Below are 22,256 nucleotides of genomic sequence, written 5' to 3' on the forward strand. Positions count from 1 at the left end.
CCCTCGGCTTCCGTAACCTCACCAATTACATCGCCCGCAGCCTGCTCGAATCAGGCGGCTTCAGACCCCACCTACACCCTCAATTACGATGAGCCTGTTAATCGCCGCCGAAACTTCACCCGTTTATTTTTTGCTTGAGACCACTCGATCTATTCGTTCACCCAGCCGTACCAATCGATCTGCTAACAGTAGAAAAAGCAGGCCCGGTGCACACGCGTAGAAGGTACTCGACTCGAATCTGGAGCTACCCGGAGAGGAATCAGAATTCGCTCTTTAAAAGCAGTATCTAAGCCCCGTACTCGAAAGAACTGCTGGGTCGGCCGAGAGCGCCTACTCACTCCTGCGGCGGCGGTACCGGTTGACCGGCACGCAAGTAGAACTACCCTGCTACAGGTATTCCTGGGTCAGATCCTCGCGCCGGTTGATGGCGAGTTTCTCGAAGATCCTGTACACGTGCCCTTCGACGGTACGCACCGACAGGGTGAGGAGATCGGCTATCTCCGCATTCTTCTTGCCGTCGATCACCAACCTGGCTATATCCCGTTCACGCCTGGTGAGTTTCGATACGCCGGCTGACGGTTGTGCAACTGCAACGGTTTCATTCCATCGCGCCAACGAACGGGAAATGCTCGCCTGTGCCGGGCGGTTCCCCTGGCTCTTGGCGAGGCGCAACCCCTCCCGCAGGGCAAGGATTCCAATTCCCTCGAATCCGCCGGTTGTCGCCTCTTCCGCAGCCTGGATGAGTCCCTCCGGGGTTCGGTTCAGCGCTGCATCGGCGAAGGACAACAAAGCAGTTGCCTCGGCACCTTCGGTTGCCTCGGCGAGCAGCCGTAACTCGGGAATCGAGTCCGCGATACCGAGTCGGATAGCCAGGAGCGTGACCTCCAGTTCGGAGGCCGACCATCCTTTGGCTTTGGCTTCCTGCTTCAGCGCCAGTAGATGCGCGGTCGCCTCCCCATCCTCGGTGAGCATAACCTGTGCTCCGGCGACATAACCTCTGCTGATCAGTTCGAACGCCGGGACCCCGGTGTGCAGCAGGTTTTTGTACTCGCTGACGAAAGTCCCGGCGAGCGCGGCATCACCCGCCTCGGCTGCGATGAAAGCGCCTAGTGCCAGTGCGAAAGGGCGCAGGGACAAGAGGTCGAGAACCCTCAGCTCCTCGATTGCACAAACGAGGACGTCGAGCGCATTGGCATTCTGTGCCTTGGCCAGATAGAGGACGGCCAACGCCACATCGTGCGCACCTGCGACGTCGGGCAGGCCTCCCATGAGCTTACGGCGGTAGGACGCCAGCTCCTCCTCCGCCTCATGCTGATGCCCTGCGCGGATGAGGAAGTACAGATGCCGGACCAGTACATGCTCGTAGGACAAAGGGTGGTGGTTGTCGACCTTCTCGAGTCTCCGCACCGCCCTGGTGGTGAACTCTACCGCTGTCTCCGGCCTGCCAGTGGATGCCAGAGTCTCGCCCAAAAGTGTCAGGGCCAGGAGTATCGCGTCCTCGTCGAGCGTCACTTCGGCGATTCTGAGGATTTCGGAGAGTCGTTCAGCGAGGCCCCCGTGTGTCGTCGATCGAAGGTCGCGCTGAATCGTCAGCAGTTCACGGTATAGCTCAATTGCGACGGTTCCGCTTGCGGATCCGGCTGCTGCGGTGCCGGACTTTGCGAGCGTATCGAGTTTGGCCAGCCAGATACCAGGACGGGTTGCGGCTCCGTCAGAGGTTTGGTGCGAGCGATGCTCGAGTTGGGAGCTGAGGAACGCACAGAGCTTGATGGTCGGGAAGTCGGTGGCACTGTGTGCGAGATCACCGAGAATACTGCAGGCGCGCTTGTACTCCCCGAGCCGTGCGTAGGCGCGCGCCAGCTGGGCTCGCCCGGCGCCCAGCAACTCGGGCGCGGTGATCTCCCCCGCTAATCTCAGGGCCGATGATGCCTGGGTAAGGTTGTTCGCCACTACCGCACCCCAAAGCAACCGCTCCTGGTCGACCGTTTCCCCACAGTCGAGCGACCACAGGAGGTACCGCAACTGCGCTTCAACGGTGAGCGGCTCATCCGGCGGCTTTTCAGCAAGCCGCCGCCGCAGCCTGAGACTTCGCCCGGCCGGAACCATGTGCCGCAGGACCTCCCCGTACAGTCGGTAGCGAGGACGAACCAGCCGGCCGGGAGCTTTCGAGATGTCGATGAGGCGGGCCTCAGCGAGCACATCCACATCGGTATGGCGGCCTACCTTGAACAGGTGCGCCAGCGCAATCGGTTCAGCAAGCGCAACGATTTCCATCGTTTCGCGCTCATCCGCGGACAGGCCGGAAAGGTGGCGTTTGAGAAGCTCCTCCAGTTTCGTATTTGAACTGAACTGGCTCGTGAGAATCCACACACCCTCACTGGCGGTGAAATGCTCCTGGAGTGTGGGCCCGGAGATGAGGGCTCGGACAAGCAGTGGGTTTCCCCCGGTGATGCTGGCGACGAGCGAGGAGGAAACGGCCGACAATCTTCCGCCGAGTACCTCCTCACACAACTCGTGGACCTGCTCCTGGGTCAGGGGGAGTAACGAGTGGCGTATCAGAAGACCATCGAGCGCCGTCGCCAACATGGCGGAGGCACTGTTCCGCCCGGGCCTGGCAAGCACCAACACCTTGACCTGCATCGACGAAACCAATTGGACGACCAACTCCACGGTCGAGTCATCCAACTCGTGCGCGTCGTCGAGGACCATCAGCGCCGGCTCTACCCGAGCACGCCCGGGTGGCCCGGTGCCTCGATCCGGGCTTTGCAGCCTGGCGAGGACGGTACGCATCACGGCAAGCGGTGAGGTCGACTCGCCGGCTGAGAGTTGTGTGAGCAACGGAGCCAGCGCACCATACGGCACGGTCGCCACAGCGGCGCTGGCGGTGATGTAGAAAACCTCCTGGCTCGGGGCGATTTCCCGCACGACCGCGTTGGCCAATGCGCTCTTGCCCGACCCGGATTCACCTTCCACCAGAACTCCCCGGAAATCCCGGATGCCATCTAGAACAGTGGCCAGATCACTGCTCCGGCCGATAAGGCGATGGGATCCTGAGCTCTGGAGCGCGCGTTCGCTCAACGGCTAGCCCACGATTTCAGAAAGCTCGACCCGCCCGGAAATATGAAGCTTGTCGAACAGCCTTCCAAGGTGCCAGTCGACGGTACGGGTTGATAGATTGAGCTCCCTTCCGAGTTCTGCACTCGTCGTGCCTTCTGCCGCTCGGCGCGCGAGCTCCAACTCGAACGGTGTGAGGAGGGCAAGTACCCTGTCCGGGCTGTTGGAGTAATGCAATTGCCGATAGCTGGCGTTCTCGAGTGTCCGCGCCACCTTGATGTCGGATTTGTTCCCGGATCGAAGAGCCGCAGCATGAGCAGCGGAGGCACTTTCGAAGTAAAGAAGCGTATTTCCTGCTTCCCTGGCGAATCTCGCTGCTTTCAAAAGCAATTGAGCATCATCGAGAAAAAGCCCGTTGCCCAGGTACTCCGACATCTCACCCAGCAGGCCGTCCGTCTTCTGCGCTGCCTCCGCGAGCCGCGCACCGGACTCTGCTCCCGACAACCGGACAGCGGCTGATAGAAAGGAAAGGCCGTGGCCGCTGTTGCCCAGCAGGAATTCCTCCTCCGCATGCCGAAAAAGCTCTGCCGCTGCCGCTTCCTTCGAATGGTTCGTCCTACTGAGCAGAAGAAAGTAGGAGGCTGCCCGTCCAACAATCCATGGCCCCCGGGAATCGAACGCACGGGCAAGAGCGGCGTGCTCCTGCGCCTGACCTGCCTTTTGTTGAAGGCTCAGAACATAGGCAGTGGCCGCATGAGCCAACTGCAACAGGGCGCTGGGTCGCTGCACCTGCAATTGGCTGAGTGCAGGAAGGAGCGACTGGAGCGCGACGTCGGGTCGACCGCCGTAGGCATGAACCAACCCCCGTGCGAGCTCACCGCCGACCAATTCACCAAGCCTCGCAGCTTTCAACTCCGAACCCCGCTCCAGCATGTCAAGGCATTCAGCGAACATGCCTGACACCATTAGTGAGGTGAAAACCTGAAAGTGCACCTCGCCGCGGACACTTCCCGGAAGGTCGTCCTGCCAAAGCTCCTCGAGGACGCTTCGGGCGAGTTCCACGCTCTCATGCTGCCTGCCCGTCATGGCGAAGGCCTCAGCGGTCATGCCGCCGGCCCTCACCCGCTGGCTGAAGGGCAGGTCATGATTCCCGTACATCCCGAGGACGGTTTCGGGGATTTCGCTGTATCTGCCCTCGAAACAGAACTGTTCTGCTTCGGCGAGCACCATATGGTTCGCGAGCATTGCCTGGTCGGCCTCTGGAAGCTGGTGCAGTGCCGTATTGATGGCGGACCGAAGGGATTCGTCCGGCCCCACAGGGGTGACCCGCGAAACCGATCGGGATACCCGCAGGTTCTCGATCATCACCGCAGCAACTACCTCAGGCGCCTCGGCTTCGGTGAGCGGCTCCATTCCGGCCAGCGTCGAGTCGGCTTCGTCCCAGCGGCCCAGTGCGACGAGTGCCCTGACCTCCTCCACCACAGCCCTGGGATTGCACCTGCGGTTTTCGATGACCTGCACGATCCGTAGTGCCGCCGCCGGATCGCGTAGCTCGTTTGCCGTCGACGCTGCCACAAGCAGCAATTCGTCGTCCGGCCGGGCGCCACTATCCAGTCCCCACAGCACATAATGCGGGAGGCTCAGCTTAGTCATATCCGAGGGGCGCACCGTAGGCATCATGTCCTCCCACAAGCTCCGGCAGCGCCCCGGCGGAAGATTGGCCCGGATGGCATCGGCGAACAACCTGTCCTTGAGCTGCACTACGGGTGATCGAATCAGCTTCGTTTCGAGGACCAGTTGCTCCTCGAGCCTGTCGACGACGGAAGGGTCCACCAGCCCTGCCAGAACGCTTAAGGGCAGCTCACCGGCGAGAGCCAGAATTTCGACGACGAACCGCTCCTGATCCGGGAAGGCGTCCAGTTTGGCAAGAGCCCCTGATGCGACCTCTCCCGAAAGCACCAATGGTTCGGCGAGCACCCACACACCATTGTGCAATCGCAAGGAGCCTTCCCGAAGTTGCTCCTTCGTGAGAATGTGAAGATGCATCGGCACTCCCCTGGCCGTGGACCAGAGACTCTGGATGGCGAGGGAAGAGACTCCCCCGCCCGCAACCTGCTCGATAAGATCTGCGCTGCTGCGAAAATCGAGTGGTCCGATCTCAATTCGTCGAAGATGATTCTCGAGGCAAAGCTTGGCGAATTCAGCACCACCCGCATCAACATCGCGGCAGGTTATCAGCAGCGTGACCAGTCTCGCACGCACAAGTTGGGCGAGCGTGAATGCAGCGAGCGGATCAATCCAATCCGCATTCTCGACCGATATGAGGATTCGGCGTCCGCCCGCCTTGTCCAGAAGGACCTGGGCGAGCCCTTCGAGCAAAAGGGCAGGATGGCGGAGAGTGTCCTCATCCAGGCCATTCAGCAAGAACTCCAAAGCACCGTATGGCCTCTTGGCGGAGCCTGCAGTTCCACGGATATATTCGACATGGAACTTGCCGGATACTTTTTCGAGAGCAAGCTTGGCAATTGTTGTCTTACCGATCCCGGATTCGCCGGTCAGGATCGCCCCTCCGCAACTGGGCAGCAACTGCGCAGCCGTCTTGCTTACCAGATCCTCGCGCCCGACTACTTTCCCCCTTGGCGCAGGAATGGTCACCTCGAATCAGCCATTCGAAAAAAGACGCAGAAAAAACTGCCGATAAATAAAGAGACCATTTTCGCTTTCCTCCCAAGGAGCGGACGACTATCTCAGGATGATCGCCTTAGTCTAGAGCGCTTCCTCAATACCGTCTATGAAAACCGACGACTGAACCTGTGTATCAGAATCTAGTGCATGGTGGCTCGATCGGTTGCCTCAAGTCCCGATGTACCCGATGCAGCCGGTCGTGTCGAGAAGATCGACCGATTCAAGTACCTCCCAGCCGCATAACCCAGTACCGGTTGATCCCCGGTGGACAGGCCGCCTGCGGGCGCCGCCGGGAGGGCCCGTGCAGAACAGCCAGGCGAGTACTCGTGGTTGCCGAAGCGGCCTGTTCCCGCAGTCCATACTCGTGCCGGCGTCAAGCCTCGAACCTACGCTCAGGGGACGGCTTGAAAATCTGGGGATAGAAGGCACCTGACTGAAAATCATGTTTGTGACGTCGGCCGGCGGGCATCTCGCGCAACTACTTCCACTGGAACCCTGGTGGCGCCATCACGCAAGGTCCTGGGTCACTTTCCGGCGGCCGGAGGTGGAGGCTGCCCTCGCGGAAGAGGATGTTACCTGGTGCTTCTACCCGACCACCCGGAATGTCCCGAACGCGATCAGGAATCTTGCCCTCGCATGGCCCACCCTGCGTCGGGACAGGCCCGATGTCGTGGTGTCCATCGGGGCCGGAGTGAGCGTTCCCTTTTTCCTCATGGCGCGGCTGCTCAAGATCCACACCGTGTATATCGAGTGCTTCGACCGCATCACCATGCCCACGCTGAGCGGCCGGCTCTGTTACCCGTTGTCCGAAATAATCTGCGTCCAGTGGGAGGAGCAGCTTCGCTTCTACCCGGACGCCATCAACATCGGCCCTGTGCTGTGAGCGCGTGTAGCCAGTCTCCCCAGGTAGTCGTATCCTTGGGGACCGACCATCACAAGTTCGACCGCCTGGTGGGGTGGGTCGACGAGTGGCTCGCTTCCCAGGATGAAAAACCTGCCTGCGTTGTGCAGCATGGAGCTAGCCGCCCGCCTGATCATGCCCGTGGCATAACGCGTATGCCACGGAAAGAGCTGCTGGGACTTTATGCTCAAGCCACGGTCGTGATCGTCCAGGGCGGTCCGGGCTCCATTCTTGACGCCCGTGAGGTGGGGCACCTGCCGATAGCCGTCCCACGCCTGCCTGAGCTCAACGAAGTGGTCGACGGACATCAGGTGGCTTTCTCGCGCACCATGGCGGCGCTCGGCAACGCCATCCTGGCGGAGGACTTCGAAACCTTCATCGAGAGGACCGAAGCCGCACTGAGGAATCCCAAATCAGTCCGCACACCACCCAGGAACTCGGGTGCTACTGCCGCGGCGTACAAACTCGGCCTGGCCGTGGACCGGCTGGACAAGGCCCCCACCGGACCCATCGCGGTGCGGCGTATCCGTCAGCTCCTGCTCAACCGGTAGTCCACCCGTCCATAGTCGGCTGGCCAGGCGTGCTCCTCGCGTTGCGCTCCGCCCGAGGAGCACGCCGGGGCAGCCGGCAGCCCGTTGAGGCATAGCGCCCGAACTCCTACCGGGCTGCCATGTCGCCGCCGGTTCCTCCATGAAAAAGGCCGCCGATCCGTCGCCGGAGGTGTCCTACTGATCGCCCCTTGCGTCTACTCAGCCCTAGTGGGGGAGCTTGCCCGGAACCGGGCTGGGTCGACACCGGCCGGCCGTCAGGGAGGGGTACCGGAGGATCGGGAAGAGGGGTCGGCGGCGGCTGGGGATGAAGCCTTGGTCTCAGGAAGACTTCTACGCCGCCGACCCCGACCTAGGGGCCCGCGTGGGGCTGGTACAAGGGGCACCTGATTCGTCGGAGCCCGTCATACCGGTAGCTGGACCAGGTCCCTCGGACCGGCCCAGCATGTCCAACGATAATCGAGCCGCCTTCAACTCTCACGAGTAGGAGGAACCTGAATTGACTCACCAACTACCTGATCATTGCAGTTCTGATTACCTGCAACCGTCACCGCTCCTACCCAATCAGTGGCGGGATGCTGGAGGTTCCGGATGTTCACCTACTGCGCATTCGTGCGGGCGTCGGAAGGGGCTTCGAAGACGGTCGCCAGCTCTTCACGCCGGCTGATGCCGAGCTTGCTGTAGATGCGGTACAGGTGACCCTCCACCGTCCTTGCCGAGACGGTCAGCCGATCGGCGATTGCACGGTTCGACTCGCCGTTGACCGCAAGCAACGCAATCTCCCGTTCGCGTGCCGTGAGGTCCCGGACCTGGTCAGAACTCCCCCCGATAAGTCCGTTGGCCCGTTCCATCAGTCCTGTACGGCGGCGGAGCGCCCTCAGTACTCCCCGCTGAGCTGAATGGTCACCACTTGCTGCATAGAGACGGAGCGCCCGGGCCGCGGCATCCACGGAAAGTGACTGCTTTTGGCTATTTTCGGCGAGATCGCCTGCATGCTCCATCCTGGCCGGATTCTTGGTCAGGACCGCCTGGGCATACTCGGAAAGAACCTCTGCCTCGATGCCCTCGAATGAGGAGGTGAGCTGGGCGAGGCGCCCGACATGGCGTTCGTCACCGCAGAGAAGTGACATCTCGAGGATGTCCTTCTCGCAAGCCCACATGCCTCTTTTTCGGGCGGTGCCGGCGAGGTCGGCCAGGTGGGCAAGATGTTCGACAGTCGGTTCAAGCAGCACGAAGGCAGCGGCGACATGTGCCTTACCGATGAGTGAGAACGCCAACGCACCGGTGTGGGAGAGACCAGTGAATTCCTCCGCAAGGCTCCGGGAGCGTGCCTCCTGACCCACTGCTGCGGCAGCCCAGGATGCAACGGCAAGAACATAGGGAAGAACCACGTCCCGGTCTGACAACCGCAGGGTGGCAATGGCTGTTGACAACAGCGGGGATGCGCCGTGAAATCGGCCTCTCCGGACCTCGAGGATCGCCTCGAATGCCGAGAGCGTCCCTGCTGAATAGAAGAGGCTGTCGCCTTCATCATCCTGGTGCCCCCGCAACACGGCTTCCGCCTCGGCGAATTCGCCGGTATGGATCAGCAGACTGAGGTGGCGAGTGAGGGTGAGGCTCTGCAATTCGGCCAGTGCATACGGCGCCCTCCCGATCATCCCGAGCGCGCGTGCTGTCAATTTCCGTCCCTCCGTCCCGCGGCCGGTCGCGCCGAGAGCTTCACCGAGAATTGCGCACGCCAGCACCGTGAGCTTCGCGTCCGGTGTGGTGGATTCTAGAAGCCGCCGCAGTATGTCTTCTGCCTCGACGTACCGTCCCTCGAGGTTCAGGGCGAAGCAGCTCAGGAGTTGCGCTTCGGACCGGGCATATCCCACGGATTTCATCGCGTCCGCTGGATTATCGAACCTCGTCGTGAGCAACTGGTTCATGCGGCGCACAGCCGCATGTACGTCCTCTGCCGTTCCATGCACCGCGAAGGTCACTCTCGCTGCGAGAATCGCGGCTGCGGACAGCGTTTCCGGGTCCTTCGCCGTCTCCATGAGTGAGAAGACGGAGGCTTCCATCAGAACCGGTTGACCAAGGAGAAACTGCGCCCTCGCCGTTTCAACCGCGGCCGCCGGCATACTTCCGCCTCCCTGTACAGCGCCGGCGAAACGCATGCCGGACTCGGGGTCGGAACGGCTCGTTGCCACATGGGCGGCGTCGAGAAGAACTGGATCATCGACCGTCGCGCCGCAGTCGAGCGCCCAGTGGAGGTGCCGGATCCGGCCCTTGCCGAAAGCCGGGAGTCCTCGGCCCACACTAGTGACGCGCTCCCTCAGGGAGGCGCTCCGCGCGGCTGGAACGAGCGTCCGAACGATCCGACCGTAGAGGGGCGGATGACAGGCAACAAGTGAATGTTCGGTGGGAAGCGGCAGGAGAAGCCCTGACGCGAGTAGCGCCCGAACGTCGTCGTCCCCGCCCAGTGCGGAAAGATCCGTCATGGGAAGCTTCCCGGCAAGGGCTACCGCTCCCAGGATGTCGCTCTGGGCCTCCGGGAGCTGACGCACAACGCTCGCGACGAGGTCGGACAGACCCGGATCGAGGCCGTCAGGTTTGGCAATGAGAACCCACGTCCCGTCGCTGAATGCCAGGGCCTCGGTTCGAACGGCATGTTCGAGTAGCGAGCGGAGGAACAGCGGATTCCCCTCGGATTCTCCCATGAAATACGCGCAGGCTCCCTGCGAGATCCTTCCTCCCAACCCGATCTCGCATACTTTCCGCACGTCCTCGAACGGAAGGCTCTGCAGCTCGAACCGGGAGAGGAGCCCGTCCTCGCTGAGTGAGGAAAGCTCCTCTGAACGGCCCGGGACCTTCCTCGCGAACGCAAGGAGCTTGACGGTCCCCGCAGTGACGAGCTGTGCCAGAAGATGGCTGCTGTCCGGATCGAGGGCGTGGGCATCGTCGACGATGATGACGACCGGCCTGCCGGCCGAACGCGTCCGAAAGTACAGAACGAGCGCGCGGAGCACTGAAACGGAACTTCCCATGTCCGCCGCGGACGCGTTAGCCAGCCAAGGCGTCAGGGCACCATAGGGAACATTGGCCATACCCGCTCCCGCATGCAGCAGGAAAGGTACTCCGAAATCCTGCACGGTTCCCGCCAGGTGGCGCGCCAGTGCGCTCTTACCCATTCCGATGGGTCCGTAGACGATGGCCCCGCTCGACGTCCGCTCCTTCACGCTGCCCAGCAACTCATCGACGAGGTCGTTTCGTCCCACAGGCACAGGCTCCCGAGGTTCGCTTGCCATTACTGTGTGCTGGTGCCCGGGAAAAGCTCGGCAAGCTCGGCGCGCGAACTCACACTCAGTTTCGAGTAAAGCTGATAGAGGTGGCCCTCGACAGTCCTCACCGAGACGCACATCTGCTGGGCAATGTCCCGGTTCGACGCACCAGCCGCCGCGGCGAACGCCACTTCCCTCTCCCTTTTGGTCAACCCCTCCAGTTTCTCCCCAGTGGTGTTCAAGGCATCGACATCAGGAACCACGGAGCGTACGCGTTGCTGGATATGGCGTATTGCACGCTTGTCCGAGGAATTTTGGGCGAGCTGCACGGCTGTCTGGGCGGCCTCCCGGGCGAACTTGTGGTCCCCCATGCCCGCCGCCATCTCCATGGCCTGTACCAGCAGTTCACTATCACTGTTGCCGAGCCCTTTGGCGTAGGTTTCACATAGCCGCGCGTACGCTCCCTGGGCACCAGCCGACGTCGAGGCAAGGGGCTCGATGGCGCTGCGATCACCCAGCCGGACGGCGCTGCAGAGAGCGAAGAGCTGGAAAGCCCTGGTTCCGCGGTTGGCATCGTTCCGAGCAAGGCTATGAAGATCCCTCGCCGCAGCTGCCTTCGATTCCATATGGGCGGATGCCAGGATCTGAAAATAGCGGGCGATCCGTTGGATCTTCCATGGGCTGCTGGACGAGGCTTCACTGAACGGGAGATAATGGATGGCCTGCTTGATGTCGCCTTCGATCGCATAGCAGTAGGCGATGCCCGCGGCTGCAGCTGGAAGAAGACCCTGCGGATCCCGAATCTGAAGCTGGTTGAATACCGGGATCAGTGACGACAACGCCGCTTCCGGCCGTCCGACCGACACCAGGGCAAGCCCCCGCGCCATGACTCCGCACGACTGGCCGGACATGTCGATTCCGGGAACTTCGAGGGCCGCCTGATTGAGCACCTGGACGGTGGATGACCGGTCACCGACCATGCGGTGGGCATCCTGGACCTGGGCCCAAGCGAGTTCTTTCGTATACCAGCTCAGTGAATCATCCGACAGGGCAACCGCCACCGCGTCTGCGAGCTCCAATGCCTCCAGCTGCTTGTTCGTCAGGATCCATGCCTCGCACAGCAGAGTCTGGAGACGGATCAGCATGTCCGAAACGCGAGGGCTGGTTCCCACCCACATGCGCTGCAGGAGGGTCTCATTTTCCCGAAAACGACCCAGGTGCGAGTTGAGTTCTGCGCGGGACAGCAGCAGTTCGTCCCAAAGGTGCGCCCGCCCCTGTTCGTCGAGGAGGCTTTCCCCCGCCTTGAGGATCTCTTCCGCCTCATCAAGCGGCCGTTCCGCACCGGCCTCTCCCCGATGCCGGAGGATGTCCGCCTTAACTATCTGTTGCCGGACACGGCTCTCGAGGTCAGGGTTACCGTTCCCGCGCGAAATCTGGGACAGTGCCGCCTGGGCTCCCTCATAATCCCCGAGGCCGATGAGCGCCCGCAGCATTTCGACCGCACCAGCACCGCGCGGGCCGCCGTCGGGATGCAGGGCACTGAGGTCGAGGGCTTCGGCGTACCGCCCGCGATGGTTTGCGCTCCGGGCCGCCAGGACCGCGGTATTCGGATCCACGGGTAGCGCACATCTTCGACGCCACGCGACATGCGCTTCGACGTCGAGGCCCAATATCTCCTGACCGTCAGCACCACCGACCAACTGGTTGTAGAGGACAAGTGCCTTCCCGTGCGGGATGGGCGCCGCGAGGGCACCCGAAAGGAAAAGGGTTGCGCAGCGCACGATCACCGGAGTGCAGTGGTCCACCTGGATGAGCCCCAGCGCCTGAAGCCCGTCGATCGCCGTACCGTGGCCGTCAGCCAGAAGCCTCGTCAACGGGAGGCGTCCGGCCAGGGCAATGAGGTCCATGAGCGAGCGTTGCGTCGGGGTGCAGTCCTTGAGGAGATCCGCCGCACCCACTGACGCCTCACTGCAGACGCTGAGCCGCCCGGGGACCACTGCCCAGGAACCCCCGCTCAGCACGAGTTGTCCCTGCACCCGGAGTTCGCGGAGGGCTCCTTTGAGAAACCTGGGGTTACCGGCACTTCGCTGCCGTGCCACACGAACGGCCTCGCCTGAGATCGGCGACCCGAGCTCGGCTTCGGCGAAAAGCGCTACTTCCTCGAAGGTGAATTCCTCGAGGTCGAACCGATGCAGCGAGCCTTCACTCCACAACGCCAAGAAAGCGGGGTCCACCCTTGAGAAGTCGCGCGTCGCCAGGATCACCTGCACGGTTCCACCGAGCACCAGCTGGCTGAGGATCATGGACGAAGCGGCATCCAGGTGCTCGGCATTGTCCACCGCGACCACTACGGGCCGGCCTTCTGCCTGGGCATCGAACAGTGCCGTGAGACCCTGAAGAACCAGGACCGGGTGTCCCAGGTGGTCCGGCTCCAGATTCGACATAAGAAAGTCGATAGCCCGGTACGACGAGTGAGCGGATTGCTCCGAACCCCGAACCCGCACGATATGAATGGTAGGGGCAGCAAGCTGAAGTGCCCGTTGGAGAAGTGCTGTCTTGCCGACACCTGCCGGCCCGACCAGGACTGCACCTGCAGCAGGGCCGCCCGTGAAAACTTCACCCAACTCGTCGAGCGTCCTCGAACGTCCGATGAAGGACTGCGGAGCGGCGGCACTCATGCCGGGTCTCCCGACGGTGTTCCCTGAGACCCGATGTGCGAGAACAAGAATCGATGAGATCCCATGAGACGGCTTCCCCTTCCCCAGTCTGTGGAAATGCTTTTTCCAGCCTAGGAACAGGAACCTGTAATTTCACGAGTGGTGCATGCGGGAAGAATCCGGATACCTACTCGGTTTCCCACTTACTCACGTGAACGGTCACGACAGTCGGCCCCCGCTTTCTACTCGCCCACCCGCGCCACGCCCACCCGGTATTACTTATCCAAGAGGCGGGATCACGTGCCTGCCGAGGACCGAGTGGCAAGAGATCTACGCGTTTCCGTCAAACAGGCTTGTCACCGAGCCGTCGTCGAATACTTCGCGGATAGCCCGTGCGATCAGCGGCGCGATGGAGAGCACTGTGAGCTGCGGGAATCTCTTCTCGGAGGGAATTGGCAGGGTATTGGTGACGACCACTTCACGGGCTCCGGATTCGGCGAGGCGGCGCGCCGCGGGATCGGAGAAAACTGCATGCGTTGCGGCGATGATGACGTCTTTTGCGCCTGCATTCTTGAGGACCTGCACTGCTCCCGAGATGGTTCCACCGGTGTCGATCATGTCATCGATGAGTACGCACGTTCGACCCTTCACCTGGCCCACTACCTGCTTGGAAACCGCCTGGTTCGGTACGGTCAGGTCCCTGCTCTTGTGGACGAAGGCCAGCGGCGCTCCCCCGAGGCGTTCCGCCCACTGCTCCGCTACACGGACGCGTCCGGTGTCGGGCGAAACGACAGTGACGTTGTCGGCGTCGACCCGTGACCGAATGTAGTCGGCGAGCAGAGGGATGGCCATGAGATGATCCACCGGCCCGTCGAAGAAGCCCTGGATCTGCGAGGTGTGCAGGTCCACGGACATGAGCCGGTTGGCGCCCGCCGTCTTGTACAGGTCGGCGATGAGCCGCGCCGAAATAGGTTCGCGGCCACGGCCCTTCTTGTCCTGCCGGGCGTAGGGGTAGAACGGCGAGACGACAGTGATGCGCTTGGCCGAAGCCCGCTTGAGCGAATCGATCATGATCAGCTGTTCCATGAGCCAATTGTTCAGCGGTGCAGGGTGCGCCTGGATGACGAACACGTCGGTACCGCGGACACTTTCGCCCGAGCGTACGTAGATCTCGCCGTTCGCGAAATCATAGGCAGAAACCGGCAGCAGCTCGGTCCCGAGCCAGGACGCGATCTCCTCGGCCAGTTCGGGATGTGCTCGCCCTGAGGCGAGCACCAGTTTCTTCTCGCCGCGTGCCGTAATCTCGCTCATGCGTGACCGCCTTCTTCTATGGGGGTGCTGGGGGTGTCGGTGGAAGCCAGGATACGGGCCGCTTCCGCGGCCTCCGCAGCAGCTGATCCTGGGCGTTTTTCGGACACCCAGCCCTCGGTGGTCTGCTGGGGAGCAAAGCTCACGGCCAGTGCTCCCGGCGGTACGTCCTTGCGAATCACTGCCCCCGCTCCGGTGTACGCGCCGTTCCCAACGGTGACAGGTGCAACGAAAACGGTGTTGGAGCTGGTGCGGACATGCGAGCCGATCACCGTGCGGTGTTTGCTGACGCCGTCGTAGTTGGCTGTGATATTGCCGCACCCGATGTTCGTGTACTCGCCGATCTCGGCATCGCCGGCGTATCCGAGGTGGGACAGCTTGGAGCCCCGGCCCACCGTCACGTTCTTGGTCTCATAGAAAGCCCCGATCTTCCCGTCCTCGCCAAGGACCGTGCCGGGTCGGAGGTAGGTGAAGGGCCCCACCGAGGCGCCGGCGCCGATGCGGGCGCCTGTACCGTGCGTACGGATCACCGAGGCGCCCTCCCCCACCTGCACGTCGGTGAGTGTGGTGCCAGGTCCGACGACGGCGTCGCGCGCCACCTTCGTGGCTCCGTGCAGCTGGGTGCCGGGCAGGATGGTCACGTCCTCGGCCAACAGCACTGTCGCATCGATCCAGGTGGTCGCCGGATCCACGATGCTGACACCCGCACGCATCCACCGCTCAAGGACGCGGCGGTTCAATTCCGCGCCGAGATGTGCGAGCTGGACCCGATCATTCGCGCCTTCCACCTGCCAGCGGTCAGTAGCCACGATCGCGGCCACACGCCCGCCGCCGGCCCGGGCGATGCCGAGCACGTCCGTCAGATACATCTCGCCCTGCGAGTTGTCAGCGTCCACCTGTAGCAGAGAGCTGCGCAGGATCCCGGCGTCGAACGCATAGATCCCGGAATTCACTTCGCGGATGGCCAACTGCGCTGCTGTAGCGTCCTTGTGCTCCACGATCGCCGTGACGGTGCCGTCGGCAGCACGCTCGATTCGGCCGTAACCTGTTGCATCATCAAGGACTGCGGTCAGGACCGTGACGGCGTTTGCGCCGTCGTTGTGTGCCTTCACCAGTGCCACCAGCGTTTCGGACGTGAGCAGCGGCACATCGCCGTAGGTCACCACAACGGTGCCGCTGAGGGGCCGGCCGGCGTCCACGTCCAGCGCGTCGAGGGCAACCTGTACGGCGCGGCCGGTGCCCGGGACGTCATCCTGGTCGACAAGGTGGACCCCGCCGTCGAGCTCGGTGATGTGCCGGGCCACGCGTTCACGCTCATGCCGCACGACGACGGCGAGCGCGTGCGGTTCGAGCCCGCGCGCAGCCTCGAGCGCATGGCCCACCATCGAAAGGCCGCCGAGCGGATGCAGGATCTTGGGGATACGCGACTTCATCCGGGTGCCGGCACCGGCAGCGAGAACGATCACTGCGGCCGGAGGGGAGGAGCCCGGAAGGGACGGCTTGGCAGTGTCTGGGTTCTGGGGGCTCACGAAGAAGCGCTCCTACCTGGTTCTGATCGGCCGGACGGACCCGGCGCAATTCTACGCGGCGCATTCGGCCGTTCCGCCCATAGGATTCGAACCTATACTCCACAGCTCCAAAGGCTGGGGTGCTGCCATTACACCAGGGCGGACCGCGCCATGCCCTGCCGGGACGGCGGGGCACCTGCGCACGGTTATCTAGTTTGCCACGTCCCGGCGCCCGACCGCGAGCCGGAACGATGGGCTGCCCTAGGAAGCACTTTCCAGCGCTGATATGCGCTCCTTCACGAGCTCCGCAATCCGTTCGTGACCGGCGTCGTTCGGGTGGAAGGCGTCCGAGTTCCCCAGCCAGGTCGGTTTTCCCTCCGGACCCCGCAGTCCGGTTTCCCCGAAAAGGCCCGACAGCGGTTGAAACACGCCACCGCGGCTGGTGCACTCGCGCTCGATGGCGGCGTTGAACCCGGTAGTTTGGTCCGACGCCGGATACCAGACGCCGAGGCACACGAGATGTACGCCGGGAGAAGCTTCCTCGAGGTCATCCAGATACGCCGCGTACTGGACGCCGAAGTCCCCGACGGGGTTGTTCCGCCCGGTGTCGTTGGTTCCCAGCTCCACTACGGCGAGGTCCACGCCGCGCGGAACCTCGAACCCGTCGGCCACCTCACATCAACGCTGAGACCGTACGGCATTCAGAATCCTCACGAGCGTCCGACACTGGTCATTTCAACCAACGATAACGACGCTATAACGGAGGCGCGAGGGTAAACCCGCGGTCTGACTACTCGATTTTGTAGGGCAACTACTCGCCCAGAATCTCCGCAGTTTCCATCCACTGCTCTTCAAGCTCGCCAGTCTCAGTCTGCAGTGCCCGCAGCTTGGCGTCGAGGTCCGCAATCCTGTCGAAGTCGGCATCGGCCTTGGATCCGGCCTCATTCATCTGCTGCTGAAGCTTGCCCTTCTGCGCGTCCACTTTGGTGATCTGCCGCTCGATACGCGTCAGGTCCTTGCGGGCCTGCCGCAGCTCGGCCTCCGACGAACCGCCCGTTCCCGCGGAACCTCCGCTGTTGGCCGGAGACGCCGCTGAACCGGTAGCTGTCAGTGGGCCGGCCGCCCTGCGCAGCTCAAGGTACTGGTCGACTCCTCCCGGAAGATCCCTCAGCCGGCCATCGCCAAGCAGCGCCATCTGCGAATCAGTGACCCGCTCCAGCAGGTAACGGTCGTGCGAAACGACAACAAGGGTGCCGGGCCAGCCGTCCAGGACGTCCTCGATCGCCGACAGGGTGTCGGTGTCGAGGTCATTGGTGGGCTCATCGAGCATGAGTACATTGGGCTCGCCGACCAGCAGCCGGAGCAGTTGCAGACGTCGGCGTTCTCCGCCCGACAGCTCGCTGACGCGGGTCCACTGCTTCTCATTGGTGAAGCCGAGCTGTTCGACGAGCTGGCTGGCCGACACCTCCTTGCCGCCCACACTGAAAACGCGTTTCTCGGCCTCGATCACCTCGATGACGCGGCTGTTGCCAAGCTCGTCAAGTTCACGGACCTCCTGCGAGAGCACAGCCGTCTGTACGGTCTTGCCCCGCTTGACCTTGCCGCCGGTGGGTAGGACGTCGCCGTTGAGGAGGTGGAGCAGTGTCGTCTTCCCCGATCCATTCACCCCGACCAGGCCCAGGCGCTGCCCCGGGGCGAGGCGCAGCGTCACGTCCTGGAAGAGCGTCCGTTGCCCGGCCCCGTCTCCGTCCACGGGGAGGGACAAACTGACGCCCTCCAGGTCGAGGACATCCTTGCCGAGCCTGGACATCGCCATCTTGCTGAGCGCCAGGGAGTCACGCGGTTCCGGAACATCGGCGATCAGCTCGTTCGCGGCCTCGATGCGGAATTTGGGTTTCGCCGTCCGTGCCGGAGCCCCGCGCCGTAGCCAGGCGAGCTCCTTCTTCACGAGCTGGACGCGTTTGGACTCGATCACGGAGTTCATGCGGTCACGCTCGGCGCGGGCCAGCACGTAGGCGGCATAGCCGCCGTCGAAATCGTCGACGACGGCGTCGTGGACCTCCCACGTATGGTTGCAGATCTCATCGAGGAACCAGCGGTCGTGGGTGACCACGAGGAGGCCGCCCTCGGTGGGGCGCCACCGCTGTCGGAGGTGCTGCGCAAGCCAGGCCACGCCCTCGACGTCGAGGTGGTTGGTGGGCTCGTCGAGCATGATCACGTCGTCGTCGCCGATCAGGAGCTTGGCCAGCGCCACCCGGCGCTTCTGCCCGCCCGAAAGGGAGGAAACCTTCGCATGCCAATCGACCTCGGAGACGAGCCCGCCCATCACGTCGCGGATTTTCGGGTTGGAGGCCCACTCATGGTCAGCCTGGTCCCCGACGATGGCCTGGCCCACTTCGAGCGCGCCGTCGAGGACGTCGGTCTGGTCGAGGTAACCGACCGAGACGTCGCGGCGCTGCGTCACGCGGCCCGAGTCAGGCTTCTGTCGCTGGGCAAGCAGACGCATCAGGGTGGATTTGCCGTCGCCGTTCCGCCCCACCACCCCGATGCGGTCGCCGTCCTCGAGGCCCAGGGAAACGCCGTCGAGGATGGTGCGGGTGACAAAGGCGACGCTGAGGTTTTCAGCGCCGAGAAGGTGTGCCAAGAAGTGCTGCTTTCGTTAATGACTTGTGTGCGATCGATGCCGGCGGGACACCGGCTAGGCGGGGTGACTGGTCCTGATCCGCGCTCCGTGGGCCGGTCCATAGACCGCCATGGCGGTCAGCCCCTCCGCGGTGAGCCGCGATTCAAGCTCGGCCGCGTGCCCCTCGCCTGAAGCGAGGAAGGCCACCGTAGGCCCGGAACCCGAGACGATTCCGGCCAGCGCTCCTGCCTTATGTCCCGCTTCAAGGATATCCCCCAGCCCGGGGGCAAGTTCCAGCGCGGCTTCCTGGAGGTCGTTGTGCAGCAGAGGCGCAAGCCCGTGGCCGTCACCCGCGCGCATCGCACCGAGGATCGAGGGGTTGATATCCGGCTGTGCCGGGGGTTCGATGCCCTTCCGCTCGCGAATTTCGTCCAGCAGCCGGTAGACGACGGGTGTGGACAGGCCGTAGTCGGCAGGGACCAGCACGAAGTGCAGGGGCGTCTTGGAGATCGCGGGCGTGAGGCGCTCCCCCACCCCCAGCCCGACGGCGGTACCGCCAAGCAACGCGAAAGGGACATCCGCGCCCAGTTCACCCGCGATCTTGGCGAGCTCATCGCGGGAGAAGCCGCTGCCCCACAGGGCCTCACAGGCGAGCAGGGCGGCAGCGGCGTCGGCCGATCCCCCGCCCATCCCCCCGGAGACCGGAACTTTCTTGACGATGTCCAGGTGGACGCCGGTGGATGCGGGGCTCACCTCGGCGAGCAGCCGTGCTGCACGTACAGCGAGGTTGGAGCTGTCCAGCGGAACAGTGTCGGTGGGAATGGGGAAGGGACCCGCACCGGTCACCGAGACGGTGATGTCTGGGCCCCGCGTCGGGGTGGCGGTGACCTCCTCATAGAGGGAAACGGCGAGGAAGACGCTGGCGATACCGTGATAGCCGTCCTCGCGCGGCGGGCCGACCCGGAGCGAGACGTTGATCTTTCCAGGGGCGGCCACCCGGACGGAACGCGGATTGCCTCGTATCTCCCCTGCTTTGCCCAACACCATAGGTACCAACCTAGATGACCACGGGGTTCCTGAGGTAGTTCCGGCCGGGTGGGGGTGGCGCGTGCCTCGGGGAGGGATGGCCTTCGGTGATCAGATTGCGGTCAGGACGTCTCGAGGACAGGCTTCAGCTCCGGCGTCGGGGAACCGGTGACGCAGCTGTGGAGGGACGCCCAGAAACGCTCGGCGGCAGGACTTCGCCGCACGGTGAGCAGACCTTGGTCCACCAGCGAATCGGCCCAGGCATGGACCATCGTCTGGTGGAAGACGAACTCCTCGAGCGCCATCCGCTCCGGAAGCGGCAACGCCACGGGCCCACTCTCATAGACGGGCAGGGCGCCGATGGCTCCCAGCAACGATTCGAGGGTGCGCCGCGTGGACTCGGGGGCCCTGGTCTGGGTGGGCAGCTTCCCCTCCGCCTTTCCGGCGGCGATGTCCTGCCGCAGTCCACCGATATAGGCTGCCCACATCCGCGCGTCGGCACCCTGGACTGTCAGCAGGCCCCGGTTGGAGACATCCGAGGCGGAACTGAACACACGGAAACATCCCCTGCCCTGGTGCTTGGCGGAATACATGGCGCGATCGGCATCTTCGGACAGGTTACGCCCCCGGTTGTCGGCCGAAGCCACTGCGATACCGACACTCGCGCTGATCCGGACCTCCTCCCCGTCGAGCAGGATCGGCTCGGCGACGAATTCGATGATCCTCTGGCCGAGCGCGCCGACGTCCACTTCGTCCAGTCCCGGAAGCACCAGCGCGAACTCGTCCCCGCCCACCCTTGCCACGGTGTCCCCCGTGCGGGTGCAACTCCGGAGGCGTCCGGCGATCTCCACCAGCACCGCGTCCCCCGCAGCGTGGCCCAGGGCATCATTGACGGGTTTGAAACCATCGATGTCGATCACGAAAACCGCGAGCGGTCGTGCGCTGCGTTCCCGCTCCCGCAGGGCGTGGTTGAGCCGATCGTTGAACAGTGAGCGGTTGGCCAGCTGGGTGAGTGGATCGTGCAGGACCTGCCGCTCGAGTTGACTGAGCAGCTTCCGCTCGGACTTCCTTGCGTTCTCGTGGATGTTCCAGTGGACCAGACTCGTGACGCACATCCCGAGAAACAGTCCCCCGTGGATCAGGGTCGAGACGATGGGTTCCCCGGACTGGGATGAGGAACCACCGGGACCGATCAGTGCCGCCGCTACGTGGTTGGAGAAGACCAGTCCGGCGGCGGTGGCGAACGGAGCCCAGTCCTCATACAGCGCCACGATCGGCATGACGATGAAGAACAGGAAGTGGGCCTCCACGGTTCCCGATATTTCGACCGCGATCGCAGCGACGGCTATCAGGGCAGCGCAGGCGAGTGAAGCCCGGATTCGCTGGCCGCTTCGAAGGAACCAGGCCGATGCTGCAAGGACCAGGGGAAGGGCGCCGTCGATAAGGGCCCGGGACAAAGGCAGTTCCTGCGTCAGGCCGAAGCCGACCAGGAGCACGGAGGCGATGAGCACCGAGGCGACGATCGCGCGGTGGCGCCTCAGCCACTGATCCGAAGGTAGCTGCCGACCCTGCGGGAGGACAGCCGTCGCTGCGGAGATCCATCGTCCTGCCACTTGTCCACTCCTCGCCTGCGGGGTCGATCGGCAGGAGCTTTTCTGGATTGACCACCTTAACTGACAATGTCATCCGACAGTCGCGCGCACTCCCACCCTCGACAAATGCCCCTCGCCGGGGGGCCGCCTTTCATCGTGGCCCCATGCTACGTCACAAAGGCATAACGCGGCACACCCGCCACTTTCATCGTGCCGTTGCGGCAGTTTTCCCTGCCTCGGCGATCCGCGCGTAGGCCGTGATGTCAAGCACCTCGCCGCGGGCGGCTGGATCGACACCCGCCCTTCGAAGAGCCTGCTCAGAGAGCATCGGGCTCCCCGCCCAGCCTGCGAGTGCGGCCCGCAGGGTCTTGCGGCGCTGGGCGAAGGCGGCGTCGATGACGGCGAAGACTTCGGTGCGGCTGGCGGTGGTCTCGGGCGGGTCACGCCGGGTGAAGCGCACCAGGCCCGACGCGATCTTGGGCGCGGGCCAGAACACGTTCATGCCCACAGTGCCGGCCTTCACCATGCTCGAGTACCAGGCGGCCTTGACGGAGGGAACGCCGTAGATTTTCGAGCCCGGCCCCGCCGCGAGCCTGTCGGCGACCTCGTCCTGAACCATCACCAGTCCTGAACGAAGCGTGGGAAACCGCTCGAGGAGATTCAGCACCACGGGAACCGCCACGTTATAGGGCAGGTTGGCCACAAGTGCGGTGGGCTGGTGCGGCAACTCGGTGACCCGCAGGGCATCCGCGAGAACGACGTCGAGCCTTTCAGCTTTGTCCGGACGCAGGAGATTCACGGTGGCCGGAAGCCTGGCGGCGAGCACGGGATCGATCTCGACGGCGACCACGCGTTCCGCGACGTCGAGCAGGCCGAGCGTCAGGGAGCCCAGCCCCGGACCGACCTCGAGCACCGTCTCGGAGGGACCAAGCTGCGCCGAGGCAACGATCCTGCGGATGGTGTTGCCGTCGATCACGAAGTTCTGGCCGAGCGTCTTGGTGGGCCGGATGTTCAGTTCAGCGGCAAGGCGCCGGATATCCGTGGCCCCGAGAAGCGGAACGGGGGGCGGCGTTTTCCGGGGCACAGTCACC

General features: G+C 63.6%; 13 protein-coding genes, 1 tRNA gene and 1 pseudogene. 2 read left to right on the forward strand and 13 right to left on the reverse strand.

Annotation, left to right across the window (positions count from 1 at the left end; genetic code table 11):
- Window positions 1-387: 387 nt before the first annotated feature.
- The 3 genes and pseudogenes from IWX65_RS03620 to IWX65_RS18035 all read right to left on the reverse strand — a co-directional run.
- Window positions 388-3,078, reverse strand: a complete 2,691-nt coding sequence (locus IWX65_RS03620; RefSeq protein WP_196881093.1) for a helix-turn-helix transcriptional regulator — start codon at window positions 3,076-3,078, stop codon at window positions 388-390.
- Between the two features lie 3 nt (window positions 3,079-3,081).
- Window positions 3,082-5,055 carry a helix-turn-helix domain-containing protein gene (locus tag IWX65_RS03625; RefSeq protein ID WP_196881094.1) on the reverse strand — a complete coding sequence of 658 codons (1,974 nt, stop codon included), beginning with the start codon at window positions 5,053-5,055 and terminating at the stop codon, window positions 3,082-3,084.
- 315 nt (window positions 5,056-5,370) lie between these two features.
- A pseudogene (locus IWX65_RS18035) lies at window positions 5,371-5,709 on the reverse strand (AAA family ATPase); the annotation flags it as partial.
- Window positions 5,710-6,181: 472 nt separating this feature from the next.
- On the opposite strand from IWX65_RS18035, the gene pssD reads away from it, so the two are divergent.
- Together pssD and IWX65_RS03640 are read left to right on the forward strand one after the other, a co-directional pair.
- Window positions 6,182-6,622, forward strand: a complete 441-nt coding sequence (gene pssD / locus IWX65_RS03635; RefSeq protein WP_334683624.1) for a PssD/Cps14F family polysaccharide biosynthesis glycosyltransferase — start codon at window positions 6,182-6,184, stop codon at window positions 6,620-6,622.
- Window positions 6,623-6,795: 173 nt separating this feature from the next.
- On the forward strand, window positions 6,796-7,191 hold the full coding sequence (locus tag IWX65_RS03640; protein WP_196881096.1) for a glycosyltransferase: 396 nt from the start codon (window positions 6,796-6,798) through the stop codon (window positions 7,189-7,191).
- 596 nt (window positions 7,192-7,787) lie between these two features.
- On the opposite strand, the gene IWX65_RS03645 is transcribed toward IWX65_RS03640, so the two are convergent.
- The 10 genes from IWX65_RS03645 to rsmA all read right to left on the reverse strand — a co-directional run bounded on the left by IWX65_RS03645 (window position 7,788) and on the right by rsmA (window position 22,255).
- The gene (locus IWX65_RS03645) at window positions 7,788-10,478 is read right to left on the reverse strand and encodes a LuxR C-terminal-related transcriptional regulator (RefSeq protein ID WP_196881097.1); all 2,691 of its coding nucleotides are present in this window, start codon (window positions 10,476-10,478) and stop codon (window positions 7,788-7,790) included.
- On the reverse strand, window positions 10,478-13,129 hold the full coding sequence (locus IWX65_RS03650) for a helix-turn-helix transcriptional regulator (RefSeq protein WP_196881098.1): 2,652 nt from the start codon (window positions 13,127-13,129) through the stop codon (window positions 10,478-10,480). The genes IWX65_RS03645 and IWX65_RS03650 overlap by 1 nt, the downstream gene beginning before the upstream one ends.
- A 309-nt stretch (window positions 13,130-13,438) precedes the next feature.
- Window positions 13,439-14,419: a ribose-phosphate diphosphokinase gene (locus IWX65_RS03655; protein ID WP_196821832.1), complete on the reverse strand. Its 981-nt coding sequence runs from the start codon at window positions 14,417-14,419 to the stop codon at window positions 13,439-13,441.
- Window positions 14,416-15,945, reverse strand: coding sequence for a bifunctional UDP-N-acetylglucosamine diphosphorylase/glucosamine-1-phosphate N-acetyltransferase GlmU (gene glmU, locus IWX65_RS03660; protein WP_334683625.1), 1,530 nt, complete (start codon window positions 15,943-15,945; stop codon window positions 14,416-14,418). The genes IWX65_RS03655 and glmU overlap by 4 nt, the downstream gene beginning before the upstream one ends.
- 71 nt (window positions 15,946-16,016) lie before the next feature.
- Window positions 16,017-16,088, reverse strand: a tRNA-Gln gene (locus IWX65_RS03665).
- Between the two features lie 97 nt (window positions 16,089-16,185).
- Window positions 16,186-16,596 carry an SGNH/GDSL hydrolase family protein gene (locus IWX65_RS03670; protein ID WP_196881099.1) on the reverse strand — a complete coding sequence of 137 codons (411 nt, stop codon included), beginning with the start codon at window positions 16,594-16,596 and terminating at the stop codon, window positions 16,186-16,188.
- Window positions 16,597-16,735: 139 nt separating this feature from the next.
- Window positions 16,736-18,568: an ATP-binding cassette domain-containing protein gene (locus tag IWX65_RS03675; RefSeq protein ID WP_196881100.1), complete on the reverse strand. Its 1,833-nt coding sequence runs from the start codon at window positions 18,566-18,568 to the stop codon at window positions 16,736-16,738.
- A 54-nt stretch (window positions 18,569-18,622) separates the two neighbouring features.
- Window positions 18,623-19,594: a 4-(cytidine 5'-diphospho)-2-C-methyl-D-erythritol kinase gene (locus IWX65_RS03680; RefSeq protein ID WP_196881101.1), complete on the reverse strand. Its 972-nt coding sequence runs from the start codon at window positions 19,592-19,594 to the stop codon at window positions 18,623-18,625.
- 101 nt (window positions 19,595-19,695) lie between these two features.
- Complete coding sequence (locus IWX65_RS03685; protein WP_196881102.1) at window positions 19,696-21,186, reverse strand: diguanylate cyclase domain-containing protein; 1,491 nt, start codon at window positions 21,184-21,186, stop codon at window positions 19,696-19,698.
- 184 nt (window positions 21,187-21,370) lie between these two features.
- Window positions 21,371-22,255, reverse strand: a complete 885-nt coding sequence (rsmA, locus tag IWX65_RS03690; RefSeq protein WP_334683626.1) for a 16S rRNA (adenine(1518)-N(6)/adenine(1519)-N(6))-dimethyltransferase RsmA — start codon at window positions 22,253-22,255, stop codon at window positions 21,371-21,373.
- Window position 22,256: the final 1 nt, after the last annotated feature.

The organism is Arthrobacter sp. CAN_A214, assembly GCF_015751955.1.
GTDB lineage: Bacteria > Actinomycetota > Actinomycetes > Actinomycetales > Micrococcaceae > Arthrobacter_D.